General features: G+C 60.8%; 20 protein-coding genes. 17 read left to right on the top strand and 3 right to left on the bottom strand.

Going from position 1 to position 20,656, the window contains the following annotated elements:
• Window positions 1–533 precede the first annotated feature (533 nt).
• The 17 genes from AC07RV_RS23825 (at window position 534) to AC07RV_RS23745 (ending at window position 16,697) form a co-directional block, all read left to right on the top strand.
• Entirely contained in the window at window positions 534–2,336 is a 1,803-nt protein-coding gene (locus AC07RV_RS23825) for a copper resistance system multicopper oxidase (RefSeq protein ID WP_108137382.1), read from the top strand.
• Window positions 2,333–3,499, top strand: a complete 1,167-nt coding sequence (locus AC07RV_RS23820) for a copper resistance protein B (RefSeq protein ID WP_281078690.1) — start codon at window positions 2,333–2,335, stop codon at window positions 3,497–3,499. Before AC07RV_RS23825 ends, AC07RV_RS23820 begins: the two co-directional genes overlap by 4 nt.
• Window positions 3,500–3,511: 12 nt before the next feature.
• Window positions 3,512–3,700, top strand: a complete 189-nt coding sequence (locus AC07RV_RS23815; protein WP_132970515.1) for a hypothetical protein — start codon at window positions 3,512–3,514, stop codon at window positions 3,698–3,700.
• A gap of 55 nt (window positions 3,701–3,755) precedes the next feature.
• Window positions 3,756–4,706 (top strand): NAD(P)/FAD-dependent oxidoreductase, encoded by a 951-nt coding sequence (locus tag AC07RV_RS23810; RefSeq protein ID WP_492714351.1) that lies wholly within the window; start codon window positions 3,756–3,758, stop codon window positions 4,704–4,706.
• 151 nt (window positions 4,707–4,857) lie between these two features.
• Window positions 4,858–5,352, top strand: a complete 495-nt coding sequence (locus tag AC07RV_RS23805; RefSeq protein ID WP_108137381.1) for a cupredoxin domain-containing protein — start codon at window positions 4,858–4,860, stop codon at window positions 5,350–5,352.
• 45 nt (window positions 5,353–5,397) lie between these two features.
• Window positions 5,398–5,763, top strand: a complete 366-nt coding sequence (locus AC07RV_RS23800; RefSeq protein ID WP_108137380.1) for a copper-binding protein — start codon at window positions 5,398–5,400, stop codon at window positions 5,761–5,763.
• Between the two features lie 79 nt (window positions 5,764–5,842).
• The gene (locus AC07RV_RS23795; RefSeq protein ID WP_132970514.1) at window positions 5,843–6,226 is read left to right on the top strand and encodes a hypothetical protein; all 384 of its coding nucleotides are present in this window, start codon (window positions 5,843–5,845) and stop codon (window positions 6,224–6,226) included.
• Window positions 6,227–6,358: 132 nt separating this feature from the next.
• Entirely contained in the window at window positions 6,359–6,691 is a 333-nt protein-coding gene (locus AC07RV_RS23790) for a four-helix bundle copper-binding protein (protein ID WP_108137378.1), read from the top strand.
• Between the two features lie 144 nt (window positions 6,692–6,835).
• The gene (locus AC07RV_RS23785; RefSeq protein WP_281078686.1) at window positions 6,836–7,858 is read left to right on the top strand and encodes an alpha/beta fold hydrolase; all 1,023 of its coding nucleotides are present in this window, start codon (window positions 6,836–6,838) and stop codon (window positions 7,856–7,858) included.
• A gap of 546 nt (window positions 7,859–8,404) precedes the next feature.
• Entirely contained in the window at window positions 8,405–8,734 is a 330-nt protein-coding gene (locus tag AC07RV_RS23780) for a double zinc ribbon domain-containing protein (RefSeq protein ID WP_365957493.1), read from the top strand.
• A 91-nt stretch (window positions 8,735–8,825) separates the two neighbouring features.
• Window positions 8,826–9,179, top strand: coding sequence for a hypothetical protein (locus AC07RV_RS23775; protein WP_444813578.1), 354 nt, complete (start codon window positions 8,826–8,828; stop codon window positions 9,177–9,179).
• A gap of 90 nt (window positions 9,180–9,269) precedes the next feature.
• Window positions 9,270–10,589 (top strand): TolC family protein, encoded by a 1,320-nt coding sequence (locus AC07RV_RS23770; RefSeq protein WP_108137376.1) that lies wholly within the window; start codon window positions 9,270–9,272, stop codon window positions 10,587–10,589.
• Window positions 10,586–11,803 (top strand): efflux RND transporter periplasmic adaptor subunit, encoded by a 1,218-nt coding sequence (locus tag AC07RV_RS23765; RefSeq protein WP_108137375.1) that lies wholly within the window; start codon window positions 10,586–10,588, stop codon window positions 11,801–11,803. Before AC07RV_RS23770 ends, AC07RV_RS23765 begins: the two co-directional genes overlap by 4 nt.
• A 17-nt stretch (window positions 11,804–11,820) precedes the next feature.
• On the top strand, window positions 11,821–14,946 hold the full coding sequence (locus tag AC07RV_RS23760) for an efflux RND transporter permease subunit (protein WP_108137374.1): 3,126 nt from the start codon (window positions 11,821–11,823) through the stop codon (window positions 14,944–14,946).
• Complete coding sequence (locus AC07RV_RS23755) at window positions 14,943–15,281, top strand: P-II family nitrogen regulator (RefSeq protein WP_108137373.1); 339 nt, start codon at window positions 14,943–14,945, stop codon at window positions 15,279–15,281. The genes AC07RV_RS23760 and AC07RV_RS23755 overlap by 4 nt, the downstream gene beginning before the upstream one ends.
• On the top strand, window positions 15,262–15,777 hold the full coding sequence (locus AC07RV_RS23750) for a hypothetical protein (RefSeq protein WP_132970512.1): 516 nt from the start codon (window positions 15,262–15,264) through the stop codon (window positions 15,775–15,777). Before AC07RV_RS23755 ends, AC07RV_RS23750 begins: the two co-directional genes overlap by 20 nt.
• A gap of 8 nt (window positions 15,778–15,785) precedes the next feature.
• The gene (locus tag AC07RV_RS23745; protein ID WP_108137372.1) at window positions 15,786–16,697 is read left to right on the top strand and encodes a cation diffusion facilitator family transporter; all 912 of its coding nucleotides are present in this window, start codon (window positions 15,786–15,788) and stop codon (window positions 16,695–16,697) included.
• Between the two features lie 349 nt (window positions 16,698–17,046).
• Here the strand turns inward: AC07RV_RS23745 and AC07RV_RS23740 are convergent, their stop codons facing one another.
• The 3 genes from AC07RV_RS23740 to AC07RV_RS23730 form a co-directional block, all read right to left on the bottom strand.
• Window positions 17,047–18,309, bottom strand: coding sequence for a type II restriction enzyme NmeDI-related protein (locus tag AC07RV_RS23740; RefSeq protein ID WP_108137371.1), 1,263 nt, complete (start codon window positions 18,307–18,309; stop codon window positions 17,047–17,049).
• Window positions 18,310–18,412: 103 nt separating this feature from the next.
• On the bottom strand, window positions 18,413–19,822 hold the full coding sequence (locus AC07RV_RS23735) for a heavy metal sensor histidine kinase (RefSeq protein WP_108137370.1): 1,410 nt from the start codon (window positions 19,820–19,822) through the stop codon (window positions 18,413–18,415).
• Window positions 19,819–20,502 (bottom strand): heavy metal response regulator transcription factor, encoded by a 684-nt coding sequence (locus AC07RV_RS23730; protein ID WP_108137369.1) that lies wholly within the window; start codon window positions 20,500–20,502, stop codon window positions 19,819–19,821. The genes AC07RV_RS23735 and AC07RV_RS23730 overlap by 4 nt, the downstream gene beginning before the upstream one ends.
• Between the last annotated feature and the right edge of the window lie 154 nt (window positions 20,503–20,656).

Raw genomic sequence — 20,656 nt, 5'->3', positions numbered from 1 at the left:
ATACCGTAATGCCTGACACGGCACGCTTTAGTGTCTTGGACGATGAGGCCGCGGCGCACCACGATGACGATTCAGGCAGCGCACACAAATGCGGGACCTGCGCTGCTTGCCACGCGGTGGCGTTGATTCTCGATACCTCCATCGTCCGCAGCCAGTATCTTCCGGCAGCGGATCTGGCAGAGCCACGAACTCTGTCGACAAGCCTCTTTCCTCCCCTCCTCGAGCGCCCGCCCCGGGTCTGAAGCACCTGCTCGCCTTCGACCTGGCGGTCAGGGCGAGCGCTTGCAATCGCCGGTAGTCGCCTCCCGTCTCGTGCGGCCGCGACCCCTTCCGCCCACGAACCTCGAGGATTACATGCGTCATCTATTCACTCTGTTCAAGAGCAAGTCCGCGTGCGGGCTTACCCCTTCTGCCGGTAGTCGAGCCCGCTGCACCGCAGTAACGTTTTCTTTCTGTTGGCTTCAATCAGCCCCAAAGAATGGCCTCATCGAACCCGCTTGCGCGCGCTACGCAAAGAAGATGGAGGTCCTGCCGTGAAGCCGCCGCCAAACGGCGTCGACAGGCGCAAATTTGTGGTGAGGCTGGGCTCTGCCAGTGCGATAGGTGGGTTGGCGCTGTCCTCTTCGCGGACTTGGGCGGCCGCTGTTGAGCAAACCGAACGCACGGAACTGCGCGGCACGGAGTTCAATCTCGAAATCGCAGAAACGCCCGTCAATCTCACAGGTCTGCCTCGCATCGCGACGACGGTCAACGGCCAGATTCCGGCGCCAACACTCAGATGGCGCGACGGTGACACGATCACGCTGCGCGTGACCAATCGACTTCCGGTGGCCAGTTCGATTCACTGGCATGGGATATTGTTGCCCGCAAACATGGATGGCGTGCCAGGCCTGAGCTTCAACGGCATTGCGCCCGGTGAAACCTTTGTCTATCGCTTTCCGGTCAAGCAGACCGGCACCTACTGGTATCACAGTCATTCCCGATTCCAGGAGCAAACGGGGCTGTATGGCCCCATCGTGATCGACGCCCGCGACGGCCCCCGCGTCAAAGCCGACCGTGAACACGTGGTGCTGCTCTCTGACTGGACGGACGGTGTGCCGGAAGAGCTCTTCAGGAAGCTGAAAATCATGAGCGGCTACTTCAACTTTAACCAGCCAACGCTCGGCGATTTCAAGCGGGACATCGCCGAGATGGGCCTCCAAGGGGCGCTCGAGAAGCGAAAGATGTGGAATCGCATGCGCATGGTTCCGACCGACCTCGGTGATCTGACCGGCACTGCTGAACTGCGCAACGCCGCGCGATACCTGATCAACGGCAAGACTGCCGATCACAACTGGACCGGCGTGTTCCAACCTCGCGAGAAGATACGGCTTCGGTTCATCAATGGTTCGGCCACCACGATTTTCGACGTCCGCATACCGGGTCTGAAGATGACCGTGATCGCTGCGGACGGTCAGGATGTCCATCCGGTGACGGTGGATGAATTTCGGATCTCCGTTGCTGAAACTTATGACGTGCTCGTCGAGCCAACCGACGATAGGGCGTACACCCTCTTTGCGCAGTCGATCGACCGGACCAATTTCGTTCGCGGCACGCTTGCGCCTCGCGCCGGCATGCAGGCTCCCGTTCCTGAGTTGGATAAGCCTCACTGGTTGACGATGACCGACATGATGGGCGCCATGGGATCGATGGGGGCCATGGACGCACCCAAAGGTATGGGCGAGATGCAAGAGACTGGAGGCATGCAAGGCATGGACCACTCGAGCATGGCCGAAATGGGTGCAGGGGATGGAAAAAAGTCCCAGATGAAGCCGCCCCGTGTGCGCCACGCCCGCACAGAGTACGGCCCCGGCGTGGACATGCATGTCGACATGCCACGCACAAATCTGGACGACCCGGGCATCAATCTTCGCGACAACGGCAGGCGAGTCCTGACTTATGCAGATCTTCACACGATCGGAGGTTCGATCGACAACCGGGACCCCGGTCGCGATGTCGAACTCCATCTCACCGGCAACATGGAGCGGTTCATGTGGTCCTTCGATGGGCAGAAATTTTCCGAATCCAAGCCTGTGCATTTCCGCTTCGGGGAGCGTCTTCGATTGGTGCTTGTCAACGACACGATGATGAATCACCCGATTCATCTGCACGGGATGTGGGGCGAGCTCGAATCCCCGGATGGCGAATTCTTGGTCCGCAAACACACGATCAACGTCCAGCCAGCGCAGCGAATCGCGTACCGCGTGACTGCGGACGCCATCGGGCGTTGGGCCTATCACTGCCATCTGCTGTATCACATGGAAGCAGGCATGTTTCGTGAGGTGCATGTGTCATGAATCAAAAGCAACTCAAATGTGCGCGCAGCGCCGTGGCAGTCGTACTTGGATCGATTTCCTTGTGCTTTTCCGGTCTTTCGATCGCCCAAGGCGGCGGTGCGAAACGCATGGACGACATGGCTGGCATGGACGGTATGGACATGTCTGGCTCCAAACCGGGAGAACGTGCATCAGCCAAGCCTAAGGCTGCGCCAAGGAAGTCCTCGGATGAGCAGGTCAACATAGAGAAGGCGCAGTCCCCCGCTATACCAATGAATGAAGGTCCCACCAAAGACATGCCCGGTATGAAGGGCGGTGGCTCTGCCATGAAGGACATGCCCGGTATGAAGGGCGGTGGCTCTGACATGAAGGACATGCCCAGTATGAAGGGCGGTGGCTCTGACATGAAGGACATGCCCAGTATGAGCATGAGCTCGATGCCGGGCATGGGGCCGATGCAAGGCGGCAGCCCTCCGCCTGATGCCCGAGATCCTGATGCCTACGCGGAAGGAATGCCGAAAATGGCGATGCCCGGGATGGAGATGGCTGATGACGAGCGCTACGGGCAGATCCTCGTCAACGAGTTGGAGTACGCAAAGGGTCGAGATGCACGTGGTCAGAACCTCAACCTCGAAGCTTGGTATGGGGGCGACTACAACAAACTCTGGCTTAAGGCTGAGGGCGAACGCCGCGGGGGTCGACTCGACGCCTTTCGCACTGAGGCACTTTGGGATCATGCCGTGGCCACGTTCTGGAGCACACAACTGGGCTTGCGACATGACAACGGAGGCGGGGGGCGCTCACGCAGTTGGTTGGCGTTCGGGGTGCAAGGCCTCGCACCGTACTGGTTCGAAACAGAAGCGACCGCCTATGTGGGATCCGGCGGCACTCTCGCGGCGCGCGTTGAACTGCGCTACGAGCTGCTCCTGACTCAGAAATGGATTCTTCAACCCAAGCTCGAAGCCAACTTCTACAGCAAGAACGATCCACAACGAGGCATTGGGTCCGGCCTATCCGACATGGAGCTGGGAGTGCGCTTGCGCTACGAAGTTACCCGGCAGTTCGCCCCTTACGTTGGCGTCACCTGGTCGAGAAAGTTCGGAAACACCGCCAGCTATGCGAGGCAGGCAGGTGAGCGCGTCAAAAACACTCAGCTTGTGGTGGGCGTGAGATTGTGGTTTTGACGGAAGCACACCATGGCATCGACTACAAAACCCGCAATGTGGAAGGCCTTGGGCGTCGCAGGCGTCGCTACAGCGCTTGCGAGCATCTGGTGGCGAGACGCCTCCAGCGTGGCAGCCGACGATCCGCCCTACAAGTTCTCGTCGAACGAGTTCGAGCAGCTTGCCGCGCAATTGACAACCATTCGCCAGGAAGGCAAATAACGTGACGGCCCTTTTCCCTCCTGGACCACGGTCTGCTTCTGACCTTGAGGTTCGAATAAGCCTGCAGGCACTTTCAGCCGCCCCCGATTTCGTTTGGGACGCCATCGTCGTCGGCGCGGGGCCGGCGGGTATGAACGCCGCGCTTGTGCTCGGTCGTTGCCGCCGGCGGGTCTTGGTCTTGGACAATGAGCGGCCGCGAAACCATGCCTCTCACGCGATGCATGGCTTTCTGGGACACGATGGCGTGGATCCGCAGCGCTTTCGCTCGATTGCGCGCGCGGAGCTTGGCTCCTATCCATCGGTGGTCGTTCAAGAGGCGACGGTGAGCAATGCCAGCAATGTCGACGGGATGTTTTGGCTGCGGACTGTTGACGGGGAGCTCTTTAAAGCTCGCAAGCTGCTCGTGGCATCGGGCGTGGTCGACGAGTTGCCATCGGCTCCCGGGTTCCGAGAGCTCTTCGGCAGGGGCGTGTTTCTCTGCCCTTACTGCGACGGCTGGGAAGTGCGCGATCAGGCGCTGGCGGTTTACGGCCGCGGTGACGACAAGGGAGGCGGGCTCGCCATTGAGATGAAGCAGTGGAGTGCCGATGTTGTTCTTTGCAGCGATGGCCCCAGTGGCCTGAGTGCAGCCTGCCACTCGCGCCTGGCTCGCCACAACATCATTGTTCGCGAGGACAAGATCGCAGGCTTGCAGATTCACTCCGACGAGCCATATCGCGCATCTTTCGACATTGTCTTTGAGTCATCCGCTCGTCTACGGCGCGGCGCGCTGTTTTTCAACACGCACCGCCACCAATCCACAGATTTGGCTGCGCAGTTGGGGTGCGAGGGGTATGCGAGCGAAGGCTGTGAGATTGACAACAGACAGCAGGCCTCGTCGATACCCGGTCTCTACATTGCTGGAGATGCCTCTCGCGACGTTCTGCAAGTTGTTGTGGCCGCATCCGAAGGTGCACAAGCCGCGATCGCTATCAATTCCGCATTGATAGAGGAGGACTTTGTATGAGCCACGTCCCGAATTTCGGATGGCTCCCGCGCACTCGCATTCGGCCGCTACATGGGCAACCGGATGACGCAACTGTAATCTGCGCGTGCGGCTTACGCCGAAACGGCGTCCTAGAGTCGATTCATCCAAACACAGCTCAAAGGAGCGACAGATGAAGCACCCTCTTCGCAATACCGCGCTCGCCGCACTTTTCTGCTTCGCAGCAACAGGTGCTCTGGCTGCTGGCAACCATGCGAGCGGCCATGGAGGCGATGCAAATGACGCCGTCGGCAAGCCCGGCGTTGCCGCCAAGAACACTCGCACGATCAACGTCGAGATGACTGACGGCATGCGCTTCTCACCCGCCGACATCAGCGTCAAACAAGGAGAGACCGTGCGCTTCGTGGTCAAGAACGCCGGGCAACTCAAGCACGAGCTTGTGCTCGGCACGCCGCAGGACCTCAAGGCCCATTATGAAATCATGAAGAAGAACCCCGAGATGGAGCATGCCGACGCCAACATGATCACACTCGCCGCAGGAAAGAGCGGAGAGATCGTTTGGCAGTTCACCAAGGCTGGCAAAGTCGACTTTGCGTGCCTGCAGCCGGGCCACTACGACGCAGGCATGAAGGGGGCGGTTAGCGTGATGAAGAGCTCCGCCACCTGAGAACGATCAGAGTTTCATTCAGCCAGCTTCACTTACAGGACTCATATGAACATCCGCATTGCATTGTTGCTATCCATCGCTGCGCTCTCCTTTGCCGGAGCCGCGAGCGCCCAAATCGGTTCGAAGATGGCCGACATGCCGGGCATGAACGAGACGGCATCCAGCGCCTCCGCTCCCGGCGCCGCTTCGGCACTCTCGACCGGCGAGATTCGCAAAGTAGACACGGAAAGCAAAAAGCTCACGATCAAACACGGCCCGCTCACAAATCTAGATATGCCCGGGATGACGATGGTGTTCGGAGTGGCCGACGAGGCCATGCTGGACAAGTTTCAGAACGGACAGAAGGTTCGCTTCGAGGCAAACAAGATCAATGGCCAGCTCGTTGTGACCCGAATCGAAGCTGCGGGCTGAGCTCTGCGCTTCATCGCGGCACAGCGCCATGCGGCGAGTTGCCGAGATCGAGGTTAACCCTCGACATGGCGTGATTGCCATGTCCTATTCGCCGGAACCCCGGCATCGACTCCAGGAGATTTTTATGTCAAGCGAGAAAACGACCCACCCCCGCAAGCGTTCGACGGTCAAGAGAACGCTCGTCGGTTTGGGCGCGGTCATCCTGTTTTCGGGCGCAGCGTTCGCGCAGAACCACACGTCCGAAGCCGTGCCACAGACGAACACGAAGCCACAGGTGGCGGCCGAAGCGAAGAAAAGTGCGAAGCCGATGGGGACCAAGTCGATCAAGGACGGCAGCACTGCCGAGGGCGAGGGCTCGGGCGTGAAGAAGACGAGCAAGCCGGAGGCAACGGGTCAAGGAAAGGCAGCCGTCCGTGAAGCTCGCCCGCACAGCGATCCTGGCCAAGGCGGTACACCGAAGTAACGAAGTCAGGTCGACGTAGTCTGGTTTCGTCGCGGCCCTTGGCTCAACGACGCGACAGGAGAATTTTCCGGGACGTCCTTGCGGTCGTCATTTCCAGCCGGGCCTCCGGCGTTCACTTTCAAGGAGTTGGCTATGTCACACGAGATCTATACCGCCTGCATCGAAGCCTGCAACGGTTGCGCTACCGCATGCAACCATTGCGTGTCTGCTTGTCTGAAAGAGAACGACGTCAAGATGATGGAAAAGTGCATCGCCCTTGACATAGATTGCGCGGCGGCCTGCCAGTTTGCTTCCGCAGCGATGGCGCGTGGCAGCGAGCACGCCCAAGCGATATGTGCGCTGTGCGCTGACATTTGTGACGCGTGCGGCGAAGAGTGTAGGAAGCATGAAGCGGAGCATTGCCAGGCGTGCGCCAAGGCCTGCAACGCATGCGCAGCCGTTTGCCGAGGTATGTCGCAGCAGTAGGCAGCACGCAGCCAAAGAGAGCGTGCGCGCGGCGCTTGCTGCGAAATTTCACGCCGCGGGCCTGATGCTTGGGGGCGAGGCAAGTCTGGCCAGTTGATTCAGGATTCCTGTACTGGGTGAGCTATTTCTGGAGAGGCGGAGCAATTGAAACTTTGCGATCGTTGGACGATGCGTGTGGGCGCGGGAATCGCAGCGTTTATAGCTCTGGCCGTAGGGGGCGGCGCGTTCTATGAGCAGCTCAGTCAGTACCGTGCAGCACGTGATTTCCCTCCACCTGGAAAAATGGTCGACGTGGGCGGTCGCAGGATTCAGTTGAACTGCGAAGGTGTTGGCTCTCCAACGGTTGTGTTCGAGTCTGGACTGAGCGTTGAAGGCTCGTTGACTTGGTCCGACGTTCAACCGCAGGTTGCGAAGCGCACCCGGACGTGTTCTTACAGCCGTGCTGGACTGATGTGGAGCGATGCATCCACCGCGAGCGCCGACATCAATCGGGTAGCCCATGATCTGCACTCGGCGTTGACCAACGGCGGAGAGGAGGGTCCGCTCGTACTTGTAGGGCACTCCTTGGGAGGCCCTTACGTCATGGGGTACACCAAATACTTTGGAGACGAGGTGGCAGGTTTGGTACTGGTTGACGCCTCACACCCAGACCAGGTACAGCGCGTCGCGGGAGTGACGACAGAGTCGCGCTCCGCTCTGTCGCGTGCCGCAGTATCCCTTGCATGGACGGGAGCCCTTCGGGCGATCATGCCTGCCCTGCTTCCGCCGGGCTCACATCACGCCCCTCGCAACGCGCAGGCCATCCAAGCCTACGCTGCGAAGTCGTTCGTGACGCTTTTCGAGGAAAACGATGTGATCGACAGCACACTTGAGGAGGCTGGAACGTTTCGCAACTTGGGTGACCGTCCACTTATCGTCCTGACCGCCATGGCGCCGTTTACAGAGCCCGAGCTTCGCGCGATGAAAATCACGCAAGTACAAGGAGCACAGGTAAAGAGTATCTGGCGCGAGCTCCAGCAAGACGAAGCAAGTTGGTCATCGAGAAGTCGTCATGTGCTGATGCCTCACGCGGGTCATAACATCCAGAAGGAGGATCCAGGTGCGGTCGTTGAGTCCGTGCTTTCCGTGGTCGATGCGGTTCGCGGGAGCACTACTACCAAGCGGTAGTCGCAGTGAGGGGCCCTTTCGATGACGAGACAGCGCTCAAACAGCCTGTCGACAATTCCATGCCAGCCCTGCGAGCGCAAACACCAAAAGGCTGCGCCAGCATTGAACTCACCGGATGCGCCGAGCCCGTCCCACAGCAGGTCAGAGATCACGTCTGGGGGGCAGCATGGCAATGCCGCTAAGCAGATTGAAGAACCTGGAAGACTGCGCCGCGCAGGTCCTCTGGCGCGGCGTCCGCCACCACGGCGGCTAGCCGCTTCGGCCTGCTCAACGGGGCCGGCGTTCGCATTGACGCCGTGTGCCATGCCAGTAGCGGCCACAAACGTGCCGGGCACCCTTGCCTGTTGGCGACTGTCGATCAGCGCCGAAAGCTCTTGCACCTTCGCGGAGCTTGGTTCCGTACCAATGTGGATCTGCATGGTCTCAAAGGTCAGATCCGGTTTGGACGTGCTGGCGGTTGCGCGTTCATCCCGCGCACGCGGAAATGCACCGCCGCACTTGACCTTGAAGTGACTTCATGGTTTCCAATCACTTCATTCCACAGCAATGGGCGCTCTTGCCCTCCAAGAAATCATCATGAGCTTCTTCAGCGACATCTTTCGCAACTTGGCAAACGGTGGCCACGGCCGGCGTGGGCATGGTCAGTCGAGCCCTTCGGGGCATCACGGTGGGCGGGAGAGTGGTAATCCGTACGGAGGAGCTGGTGCGCGCGGCGGGCAGCCTTGCCGGTCGTGCGGGGCCCCGTTCCTTCCTGGCGCGAATTTTTGCGCACGGTGCGGCGCTGCTCCTGCCGCTGCACGGGTCTGCTCAGGCTGCTCCACAGCCTTGGTACCCGGAGCGCGCTTCTGCGCGAAGTGCGGCCAGGCTGCGACGTAAGCCGCGATACCGCGAGATCACCCGATCCCTAGCCTGATTTTCGGTCGAAGACCCATCGAAAAAATCTCTCACGATCGATACACTCGCCATCATGCGTACGTTTCTCTTAGCCATGCTTCTCGCGATCCTGCCGCTGCAGTTCGCGTGGGGTGCGGCCACGGGTTACTGCAGGCATGAGGCTGGCGCTGGTGCCGCGCATTTTGGTCACCACGAGCACCAGGGCAACGCATCTTCGGGTGAAAAAAGCAAAGACCTGAAGCTGAAGACGATTGCCGACAACGACGACTGCATCAGTTGTCATGCCAGCGTTATCTACATCGCTCCGGTTCCGTCTCTTCATTTCCTGGCCCCTGTCGGAGGATGGCCCCCAGCGCTCAGCCTTCCGACCTATCGTTCGCCAATCCCCATAGGGCTTGAACGCCCAGCACGAACGCTCGCCCTCTGATCGGCGAGCTCGTTTTCTCTTTTCTTTTTTCCCACGACGACTGCTCGCCGAATCTCGCCTTTGGTTGTTTTTCAACGCTAGGAGAATTCGATGCGAATCAAGACGCTGGTCATTGCCAGTGCATTGGCTTTGGCCGCATGGCCCAGCCTCGCGCAAGTCGCGACATCCACCGCCCAAACTGCGCAACCAGCACAACCCCGGCCGGTCCTTCAGGGATTGAGCCTGACGGAAGTCTGGCGGCTGGCTGAAGAATCCAATCCGGCCTTGAGAGCCAAGCGGGCCGAACTCGCTTCGGCGGAAGGTTCGCGCACCGACGCCAACGCTTTCCTCTACAACAATCCAGTCGTCTCTCTCGATGGCATACGCCGGACCGTCCCCCAGGAGGGGGCGTTGCCTGAACGGCGTCGCGAGTGGTCGAGCAGCGTTCAGCAGACGTTCGAGATCGCAGGCCAGCGAGGCTTTCGCCGCGAAGCTGCCGACGCGGCGCTGATGGCCCTGCAGGAAGAAATCGCCGAGACCCGCAGGCAGATTCGCGTCGAGGTGGCGCAGCTGTACTACCGCGTCCTCGCCTTGCAGCAACGCACTGAGCTCGAAGAGCAGGCGCTGGGTCTCTTCGAGAGCACTGCGGCAGCTGTGCAAAAGCGACGTATCGCGGGTGAAGACACCAAGCTGGATTCCAACGTCGCCACGGTCGAGGCTGAGCGTGCCCGCAACCAGTTGGCCGTGGCGAAGGAGCAACTGCTCGACGTTCGCGCCGAACTGGCTGCGAAGCTTCAACTCCCCTCGGAAAGCCTGCCACAGGCGAGCGGTGAGCTCCGCCCAACGGCAGCCGCGGCTTACAGCCTCGAGTCCCTGCTGTCTCAGGTCGATAGCCAGCCGCGCCTCCAGGCGTTGCGTGCACGGGAGGAGTCGGCACGGGCCAAGCTGAAGTTGGAGAGCGCCAGCCGCTATCCCGATCTCACCGTCGGCGTCGGCGTGGGACGAGAAGGTGCATCCGGTGCACGCGAACGTCTCACAACCGTTTCGGTCTCAGTGCCGTTGCCATTGTTCAAACGCAATGCCACCGGCATCGGACAGGCAAGCAGCGCGCTCACCCAAGCCGAGATCTCGCGCAGTGCGGGCGTTCGAGACGCGCAAGCGCAGGTGCAAGTGCTCTGGGTCAAGCTGGAGAGCCTGAGGGATCGTGTCACCAGGCTCCAGGAGCGTGTGCTTCCGGCGCTGCTCGATAACCAGCAGCTTTCGGTCAAGTCCCAGCGCGCCGGCCAGATCGGGCTTCTCGAGTTGATCGTGGTGAACAGGCAAGCCCTGGACGCACGCCGCGATCTGATCGACGCGCTCATCGACTATCAATCCACCCGTCTTGCACTGGAGCTGGCCGCCGGCTGGCCTCCTGAAGGAGTCACGCCATGAAGTTCAATCTCACCCCGGTCGATCAGCGCGCTACCGAGCGTTCCACTCTGACCCAGCTCGCCGCAGCGATCTGCGCGGCCTTTGCAGTGATTGCACTTTCCGGTTGCGGAGGCAGCAACGGTTCGGCCGAGAAGCCCGCTACCGAAGAGAAGGCTGCGGAGAAAGAAGGCCTCAAGCTCTCTAAAGAGGAGGCGGATCGCGCCGGCATCGTCTTGGAGGAACTCAAGGCACAGGCCCTGGCCGATACCGTCACGGTGACAGCGACGATTCGCGCGAACCAGGATCGCATCGCCAGGATTGCGCCTCGCGTCGAAGGTCGTGTTGCCACTGTAGCGGCAAGCCTTGGTGACAACGTTCGAACCGGTCAGTCGCTCGCGACCCTGGACAGTTTGGCTGTCGGCGAGGCTTCGTCTGCGTTGAGCCAGGCACGATCTGCTCAGCGAGTGGCTGACGCGGACTACAAGCGCGCCACTGCCTTGCAGGCAGAAGAGATCATTCCGCAGAAGGATTACCTGCGGGCCAAGGCGGAGCATGAAAAGGCAAGCGCGACGCTCCGTGCCGCAGAGGACCACCTTCGGCTGCTTGGCGTCCCATCGGGCCAGAGCGCGGGCGTGGCCTCCGTCTTCCCGCTGACTTCGCCGTTGGCCGGCACGATCATCGAGAAAAAGGCCGTTGTGGGCGGTTTGGCCGGGCCCAGCGATGCCTTGTTTGTCGTTGCGGACCTGTCGACGTTGTGGATCGAGGCCAACCTGGCCGAGGCCCAATTGGCGAAAGTCCGCGTCGGGGCGAAAGCGACTGTCACCGTCGGTGCCTATCCGGACGAGCGCTTCGAAGGACGTGTGACCTACGTTGCAAGCATCCTCGACAAGGAGACGCGTTCGATCCCGGCGCGCATCGAGGTGAAGAACGGCGAGGGTCGCCTCAAGCCTGAGATGTTTGCGACCGCCACCATTGAAAGTCCCTCACCGCAGTCGGCACCGCAGACAGACGTGCTGACCGTGCCGGACCAAGCCATCGTTCTCATGCAGGGCCAGCCCAACGTTTTCGTCTTTGAGAACGGTGCTTACGAACAACGTGCCATCGATCCCGGCGACAGGCTCGGTACCCGGACGGTTGTCAAGTCAGGCGTAAAGGCCGGCGAGCAAGTGGTGAGTGCGGGAACCTATGCGCTCAAGGCACGCGTGCTGAAGTCGCAAATCGGCGACGCACATTGAGGAATCGAAAGTAAAACATGCTCAACGCACTCGTAGACGCGTCGCTTCGATACAAGGTCCTCGTCCTGGTCATCTTTGCCGTCTTGGTCGGACTCGGTGTCCAGGCGTTTCGCAACGTCCCTGTCGATGCCTTCCCCGACGTCACCCCGGTTCAAGTCAACATCTATACGGAGTCTCCAGGCTTGGCCGCGGAGGACGTTGAAAAGCTGCTCACTACACCGATCGAAGGCGCCATGGCCGGCTTGCCGGGCGTCGAAGAAGTGCGCTCGGTCTCGCTCTTCGGCTTGTCCTACGTCGGCGTCTACTTCAAGGACGATGTCAACATCTATTTCGCTCGCCGCCTGGTGGGCGAGAAGCTGCAGGAAGCAAAGGGGCGCTTGCCGCAAGGCTATGGCGAACCGGTACTGGGGCCGAACAGCTCGGGCCTCGGCCAGGTGTTCTGGTACACGGTGGAGTCCGAAGACAAGAAGATGAGCACCATGGATCTTCGTACGCTCCATGACTGGACCGTGCGACTGATCCTGCGAACAGCCCCCGGCGTGGACGACATCGTCTCTTGGGGCGGAGAGCAAAAGCAATTCCAGGTTCAGATCGATCCGCGAAAGCTCATTCAGTACAGCGTGAGCTTCAAGGAGGTGATGGAGCGGCTCACAGCCAACAACAAACAGGTCGGCGGCCAATCGATCAACCTTGGCGCGGAGCAGTTCCTTGTGCGGGGCCTCGGGTTGGTGGGAACCACGAAGGACATCGAGCAGATCGTCATCGCCGAGCGCAACGGCGCGCCTGTGTATGTGCGAAACGTTGCGCAGGTCAAAGAGGCTCCCGCACCCAGATTCGGCGCAGTGACACGAGACGGCAAGGAAGCCGTCTTGGGCATTGCATTGGCCCGGGTCAACGAGAACGCGAAGAATGTGGTGGATGCCGTCAAAGCCAAGTTGGCCGTGGCGCAAGCGGCGCTACCGAAGGGCGTGACGCTGCAGCCTGTCTACGATCGCACCGAACTGGTCAAGAAAGCCCTGAACACTGCGGAGAGCTCACTGGTCGAAGGCGCAATCCTCGTCGCGGTGATCCTCTTCCTGTTCCTGGGCGAGTTTCGCTCGGCGATCGTGGTGGTGATCACCCTGCCAATGGCAATGCTGATCGCATTCATCCTGATGCAGCAGTTCGGCGTCTCGGCCAACCTGATGTCGCTTGCCGGCTTGGCGATCGGCACAGGGATGATGGTGGACGGCGCGGTCGTGATGGTTGAGAACGCATTCCGACTTCTGGCGCATGCGAAGGAATCCGGCAAGCCGATTCAGAAGACTCACCTCATCCTGGAAGCGGCCCGAGAGGTGGTCAACCCGATCGCATTCGCCATCCTGATCATCATCGTGGTTTTCCTGCCCTTGTTTTCACTCACCGGGCTTGAAGGAAAGCTCTTCAAGCCGATGGCGTACACCATCACGTTCGCCATGGCGGGGTCGCTCCTGCTTTCGCTGACTTTGGTCCCCGTGCTCGCTGCGATGATCCTGAAGCCCAAAGAGGAGAAGGACACCTTCCTCGTTCGTCGCGCCAAGCGGATATATCTTCCACTCTTGGACTGGGCACTTGAGCGCAAGCGCTTGGTCGTCGGTTCAGCGATCGTTTTGCTGCTCGCCTCGCTGGCACTGTTCCCATTCCTGGGCAAGGAGTTCATGCCCCAACTCCAGGAAGGAACGATCCAGTTCCGGGTGACCGGTATTCCCTCCACGTCGCTGGACGAGTCCATACGGGTGTCCAACGAGGTGAGTGCGGCACTGCACAAGCAATTCCCGCAGATCCGCTCAGTGCTTGCGACCATCGGCCGCGCCGAAGGCGGCGAGACCACGGACGTGAACTACATGGAGCTGAACCTGGACACCAAGCCGCCCGGGGAGTGGCCGGAGAAGATCTCTTACGGAAAGCTCGCCTCGGACATGCAGGAGGCGCTCGAGAAAGTGGTGCCCACGGTCGTATTCGGCGCGACCCAGCCGATTCAATCCCGCGTCGAAGAGTTGATCTCCGGGGTGCGGGCCACGCTTGCGCTCAAGCTGTACGGCGAGGATCTGGCCACGCTCGACAGACTCACCGGCAAGATTCAAGGCGTGCTCGGGAAAATCCCGGGTGTTGCGGACCTGTCAGCCGAAGCTAACAAGGGCAAGCCGCAGCTCATCATCAAGGTCAACCGGGACGCGGCCGCACGCTACGGTATCAACGCAGACGAAATCCTCGAGGTCGTGCAATCAGGCATCGGTGGCAGTGCCGTCTCCACATTGATCGATGGCACGAAGCGTTTTGAAATTGCGGTTCGTCTCTCTGACGAATTCCGAGTGAGCCCTGCGTCCATCGCCAGCATTCCAATCCGTACCGGAGGCGGGGCGCTGGTGCCCTTCTCGCAGGTCGCATCGATCGAGCTTGATGAAGGGTACTCTTTCATTCGGCGTGAATCTCTGCAGCGGTATTCGGTGCTCCAGATGGACGTCAAAGGCCGCGATGTCGACAGCTTCGTGAAGGAGGCGGATACGCAATTGAAGGCGCAAGTCGAACTGCCAACCGGCTACTGGATCGAATGGGGCGGCTCCTTCGAGAACCAGCAGCGCGCGATGGCGAGGCTTGGGGTGATCGTTCCATTGACCATCGGTCTGATCTTCATCCTTCTGTACACCGCCTTCAACTCTGTGCGGCATGCGACGCTCATCATCGCCAATGTCCCGTTCGCCATTATCGGCGGCATCGTCGGCTTGTTTGTCAGTGGGCAATACCTGTCGGTTCCGTCGGCCATCGGCTTCATCGCCGTCTTCGGTGTTGCCATGCTCAACGGCATCGTGATGGTGACGTTCCTGAACGACCTGAGGCGGCAAGGCTTGCCAATTCGGGAGGCGGTTCAACAGGGGGCCGCACTGCGGCTGCGCCCTGTGTTGATGACCGCATCCGTCGCAATCCTTGGCCTCATCCCGATGCTGCTCTCGACCGGTGTCGGTGCCGAGACGCAACGACCGCTTGCCACGGTGGTGGTGGGAGGGCTCTTCACTTCGACCGCGCTGACATTGCTGATCCTGCCATTGATGTACGAGTGGGCGGAGGAGCGTGCCGAGAGGCGCAAGGCGAAGACTCAAGAAACATCGCAAGGAGACACACCGTGAAAGAGATCAAGGCTTACGTCCACAGCAACAGGGTCGCGGCCGTCATTGCTGCGTTGAAGGGAGCCAGCGCCTGGGGAGACGACGCACACGGCCGCCAACACAACCTGACCCTTTACGTTGTGAAGGGCTCATTGACGCCGCTTCACGAAGCCGAGCGTCGCTATTCGATCGAACTGGGTGATGAAGTGGTGAACGAGTACAAGCTCGAGCTTCATTGCAACGATGAGGATGCCGACGAGTTCGTGAAGATCATTGCAGCGTCGGCCCGTACTGGCCAGGCCGGTGCCGGGTGGATCTACGTCACGGATGTAGGGTATGCGCAAGCCATCGTTTGATGGCGCCGTTGCGATCTACTTCGATCCGCGCGCCCTTTGCCCTGCAAGGGGCGGTGATCGGGCATGCGCCTCGCAGGCCAGGCGACTCATCGCGATGGCCGCGGTCGGCACGGGATGTGCCGCAAGCTTGAGCGGATGCTCGACATTCCTGGAAGACGTCAGTGCTTTTCAGGAAGGCTGGCGCACCGCAGAGGTGACGGAGGTGGCCTCAGCGCTTGGACTGCGTGCAGGCGGGCGAACCGATTGCCGACAGACGGCAAGTTCGCAACAGCTTGCGGCGTCGAGTTTCGCGCGCCTGTCCTACCGCTCCGGCGGGTCCAAGCACTCGCACGTTGTCGTCGTGGTCGACGGATCTCGCGTCACCGCGGGGGACATCGTCTTCACCAATGTGATGCGTTGCGGTACCCCCTTGGAAGTTCGATCGAGGCCGATGGCCGACTCGATCAAGACGGGGAGCTCGCGCGAACCCGACCAACTGCCTACCCCCAATTTTTGAAGGCGATCATGGCATCCGGAAACTCTCACTCGCACGTACAAGCCGCATCGGGACCTGGTCACGAGCGATCCCTATGGATCGCACTTGCCCTCACGACAACGTTCATGGTCGCGGAGGTGATCGGAGGACTTGTCACCGGAAGCCTCGCGCTAATTTCGGACGCAGCGCACATGTTCACGGACACGATGGCGCTTGCAATATCGCTCGCCGCTATCCAGATCGGTAAACGCGCAGTAGATACCAAGCGGACCTTTGGCTATCACCGGTTTGAGATCCTGGCTGCTGCGTTCAACGCGATCCTGCTTTTCGGTGTTGCAATCTACATTCTCTATGAAGCTTGGCAACGGATGCGCGAGCCGCAGACGGTCGACTCCATCCCGATGCTGATGATCGCAACATTGGGCCTCGTCGTGAACCTCGTGAGCATGAGATTGCTTTCGTCGGGCAAGGATCGAAGTCTTAATGTCAAGGGCGCCTACCTGGAGGTCTGGAGCGACATGCTCGGGTCGGTGGGAGTGATCGTGGGGGCCGTTGTGATCTGGCTGACGGGGTGGACTTGGATTGATTCGGTCATCGCTGTCGCAATTGGATTCTGGGTGCTGCCGCGGACATGGCTGCTGCTGAGAGACAGCATGAATATCCTTCTCGAGGGTGCTCCGGATGATGTCGACGTTGGGGAGGTCGACAAGGCGTTGCGCGCGTTGCCCGGGGTCGATTCCATTCACGAGCTGCATGTCTGGGCTATCTCTAGCGGCAAGGTGAGCTTGAGCGTTCATCTGGTCAGTGCGACCGGCGACTTTGACGGTCTCGTGGCTGAAGGATCCCGCATTCTTGCGGAGCGATTCGATATCCACCACTCGACGATTCAGCCCGAACGTGTTCCATGCAGTCAGGCCTCGGAGAAACATCGGTTCGAGTGAACTTCACATTCGAATCACCATGTATTCGACGGAAAGAAAATGCCCTGTGCCGCACTACAGCCGGCTGTGGCTCGCACTTCTGTCCTGTTTGATCGAGGACACTACGTAGCTGCTGTCTTCTTTCTGGGAGGAAGGCCCCCTCTATGCAATTGACGGGTCGAAAAGCATGCAACGGCGTCGAAATTGGCGAGTACCAGGTGCCCAGGTGCGCCAGGCGTTTTACGTCATCGGCGATGCCCAGGGGTTGCCCATGGAGCCATAGGACGAATTGCTCGAAGTCTGGCTTTGCAGAAGACATGCTCTCCACCCCTTCTTGAAAGTAGGCACGCCGCACAAGCCGCAATCAGGATTACAGCAAGTGAGAGATCTCGCTCAATGGCTTCAAGCCCGAACCGAACCGCCCGATCGCTTCGCGATGCGTTCCAAGTTCGCTGTACGGCAGATAGCGGATGCCGAGCTCGGCCACGCGCGAGAACGCCGGACGGCGTAGCTGAAGCCGCACATCGTCGCGTCGCGCATCGGGGGCTACCAGAAACATCGACACCCCGGCGCCAAGCTCGGTGCCCAGCGCAAGGTCCAGCATTCGCACGATGCCCGAGTAGATGGAGGTCGAGTGCTCCACCTCGAAGGCAGCGGCGATCTTGGAGCCGTCGGCTTCCACCCAGATCACGTCGATCAGGCGTACCAAGTCCAGGCCGGGCTGGGCGCCCGAAGGCAACCGCGTCAGGCAGCCGTCGCCGAGCCGCCCACCTGCATAGCCGCGGCCTTGGTCGTTGGAGGCGATCCAGACGCCGTAGCCGAGCGACTTGCCCAAGTCGCGCAGCCACCCCTGAATTTCCGTGTGGCTCGCATCGCTCTCGCGTTCGGCCACCCAGCGCTTGTGTGCGGCGGCCGATTCTTCGCGGACTTTCTCGAGATCGGCCTCCCAGCCCCGGATGGCCGCTGTATCGTCGTCGCGCGGCGGTGCCGTGTACCGACCTGAGCCGATGTCGAAGAGCAGGCCGGCCAGGGCGCCCATGTCGTTGGACAGCAGTCGGCGGTGCTGCGCATTCAGGCGTAGACAGCCTTCGCGCATCGAGAGATAGTGATCCCACTTGCCAAGCTTGACGTTGCTGCCCGTGACGGCGTTGTAGCCCTTCACGATCGCCGTATTGAATGGCATCACGATCGTGGGATGGACGAAGTACAGAAGATTCGCCACGGCCGGCCCGAGGCCCTTGATCTGATGCGCGTCGATCCGCCGGATGGCTTCGACCACCTCCTCGGCGCTGTCACAGCAGTCGCAGGCGTGCAGCAGTCGAGCGAAGGCACGCTGGTTGACGGCGTTCTCATAGATGTCGGGAATGCGCAGCTTGGGCTTCCAGAGAAACGCGTGGTCGGCCCCCTTGAAGATCTGGCGCTGCTCTGCCACCGACCCCACGACCGTTTCGAGCGACGAGCCGCGAAACGCGCTGCCGAAAGTCCCTGCATCGATGTCCTTGACCACCTGGGCTAGACCGCGGCGGATGGATCGGAAGTTTTTCAGCCTCTTATCCCACAGAAACCACGAGTTGTAGGTGCTCAACGAATCGGTCTTCCAGTGGCCGATAAGAACTTCAAGACCGATAGTCATAGGAGAAAAAGAGCAATGCGCAGTCCGCGATAGCGCCGATTGAAACACGGTCCCTGCTGCAGCTGGTGTGCAATCTCGGCGCGCCGACCAGGTCGGCCGCGGATCAGCTTTCCGACACCGCCATGGAAAAGCTGATCTCAGTGACGCCCGATCGGGAGGTGGCGCGGGTCTGGCCTCCATGCATTCGCGCGATCGCGGCGACGATCGCCAAGCCCAGCCCATGGTGCTCTGACGAGTCGGTGCGGGAACGCTCCGCCCGGAAGAAACGTTTGAAAAGATTGGGTAGCACGTCGGCGGCGACCGGCTCGCCACGGTTGGCGACCTTGACCCAGACGCCGTCAGGCTGTGTGTCGATCACGACCGCGATGGTCGAGCCCGGCGCCGCATACCGGCTTGCGTTGCTCAGCAGGTTCGACAGCGCTCTACGCACCAGACCGGCGTCGACGCCAATGCGCGCATCGCCGCTGACATGCACCTTCAGTCCCACGTCTTCGAGCGTAGCCTCGTGAAAATCCAGTACCGTGCGCACCTGGTCGGCCAGGCTGACCGGCGCGGAGCGCCGGGCGACAGCGCCGCGGTCCGCTTGGGACAGGAATAGCATGTCGATCACGATCGCCGAGACGCGCCTTGCTTCTTCCAGCGCCGACAACAAGACGTCGCGCAACTCTTCGATCGACCTTGGCCGCGCCAACTCGACCTCCACCATCCCGATCAGATTGGCCAGCGGTGTGCGCAGCTCGTGCGCAACGTCCGCATTGAACGACTCCAACTGCTGGTAGGCCTGTTCCGCCCGATCGAGCACTGCGTTGAACTGTGCGACCCAAGGGGTGATTTCGGAGGCGTACGGGGAGGGATCGATGCGCAGCCCCGGGTGCGCGGGCCCCGTGGCGGCCGTCTGTTGAATCAGCTTCTTCAAGGGTTTCAGGCCCCGATGCACCAGCAACGCACCGGTCAAAGCAATCAGCAACGAGCCCAGCACGACGGCACCGACCAGCGTCCATGCGAGCCGGGCAAGGATCCGGGAATCCTCCTGGACGTCGATTCCGAGCTGCAACTGCATGGCGGCATCGCCCGGTTGCGTCTGGTGCTCCTCTGTCGGCTTCCACAACCAGCGCGCGGACGCCCGTACGGGCGTGCTCGAGTAGATAACTTCGTTGCCGCGACGCAGCACAAGACTGATCTCCGCGTGGGTCGAAAAGAAATCATCCAGCTTGTGGCGTAGCCCATCGCGCCCCGTATCGTCGCGCGACTCCTGAATCAGGTGCTTGATCAACTCGGACTGGCGCTCGAACTCGCTGGCCTGCTTGACCTGAAAGCTCCACGCCGTGACGGCGTAGATCGCCACGCAAACGAGGCTGAGGCCGATCAATGCCTGCGCCGCAAACCAGCGAGACAGTGCGGCCTGAATGGAGCCAGTGCCTTCGGAATTGGAAACCGTATTGGTTGCCGCTGGTTTGGCGAGCGCAGGGGGGGCTGAAGCAGCAGGCTCTCGGATGGTTTCGGCGGTGCTCATGATCCGCTGCCCTGCCGGCTCTCCAGCACGTACCCCATGCCGCGCACCGTGTGCAGCAGCTTCTCTTCGAAAGGATCGTCGATCTTGCTGCGCAGCCGCCGGATCGCCACTTCCACCAGGTTGGTGTCGCTGTCGAAATTCATGTCCCACACCTGTTCAGCCAACTGGGTGCGCGACAGCACGTTGCCCTGGCGGCGCATGAGCAGCGTCAGCAGTGCGAACTCCTTGGCGGTCAGCTCCAGGCGGTGCCCGTTGCGCGTCGCCTTGCGTGCCACTACATCGAGGTTCAGGTCTTTGAGCGTGTAGTTGGAAACCTCATGGAGCTTGCCGCGCCGAAGCAGCGCCTGGATCCGTGCAAGCAGTTCGGAGAAGGCGAAGGGCTTGGCGAGATAGTCGTCCGCGCCGCTTTGAAGTCCGCGCACCCGATCGGTTACTTCGTCGCGCGCAGTCAACATCAGCACGGGCATTGACTTGGATTTGCGCAAGGCCTCAAGAACGGCGAAACCATCGATGCCCGGCAGCATCACGTCCAGCACCAGGAGGTCGTAGTCCCCATCGAGCGCGAGACTGCGCCCCTCGATGCCCGTGCGCGCGAGGTCGACCACGAAGCCGCTCTCGGTCAGGCCCTTGACAAGGTAGTCGCCCAGTTTGTGTTCGTCTTCGATGACCAGTATTCGCATCGTCAGATGCTACGGCGCGAGGACGCATGCGTGCATTACTTCTTTGTAATCCAGATGGCGGGTGATTGGCGGACTGGCTTCCTAGAGTGACTGCATGCCAGCCAGTTGACTGGCATCGCCGGCTCGGTGGTCGATGCCGACGTGTTCAGTGCAG

The organism is Variovorax sp. GW821-FHT09B01 (assembly GCF_059418345.1).
Note: the sequence above shows the minus strand (reverse complement) of the source record. Positions and strands in the feature narration are given on the sequence as shown.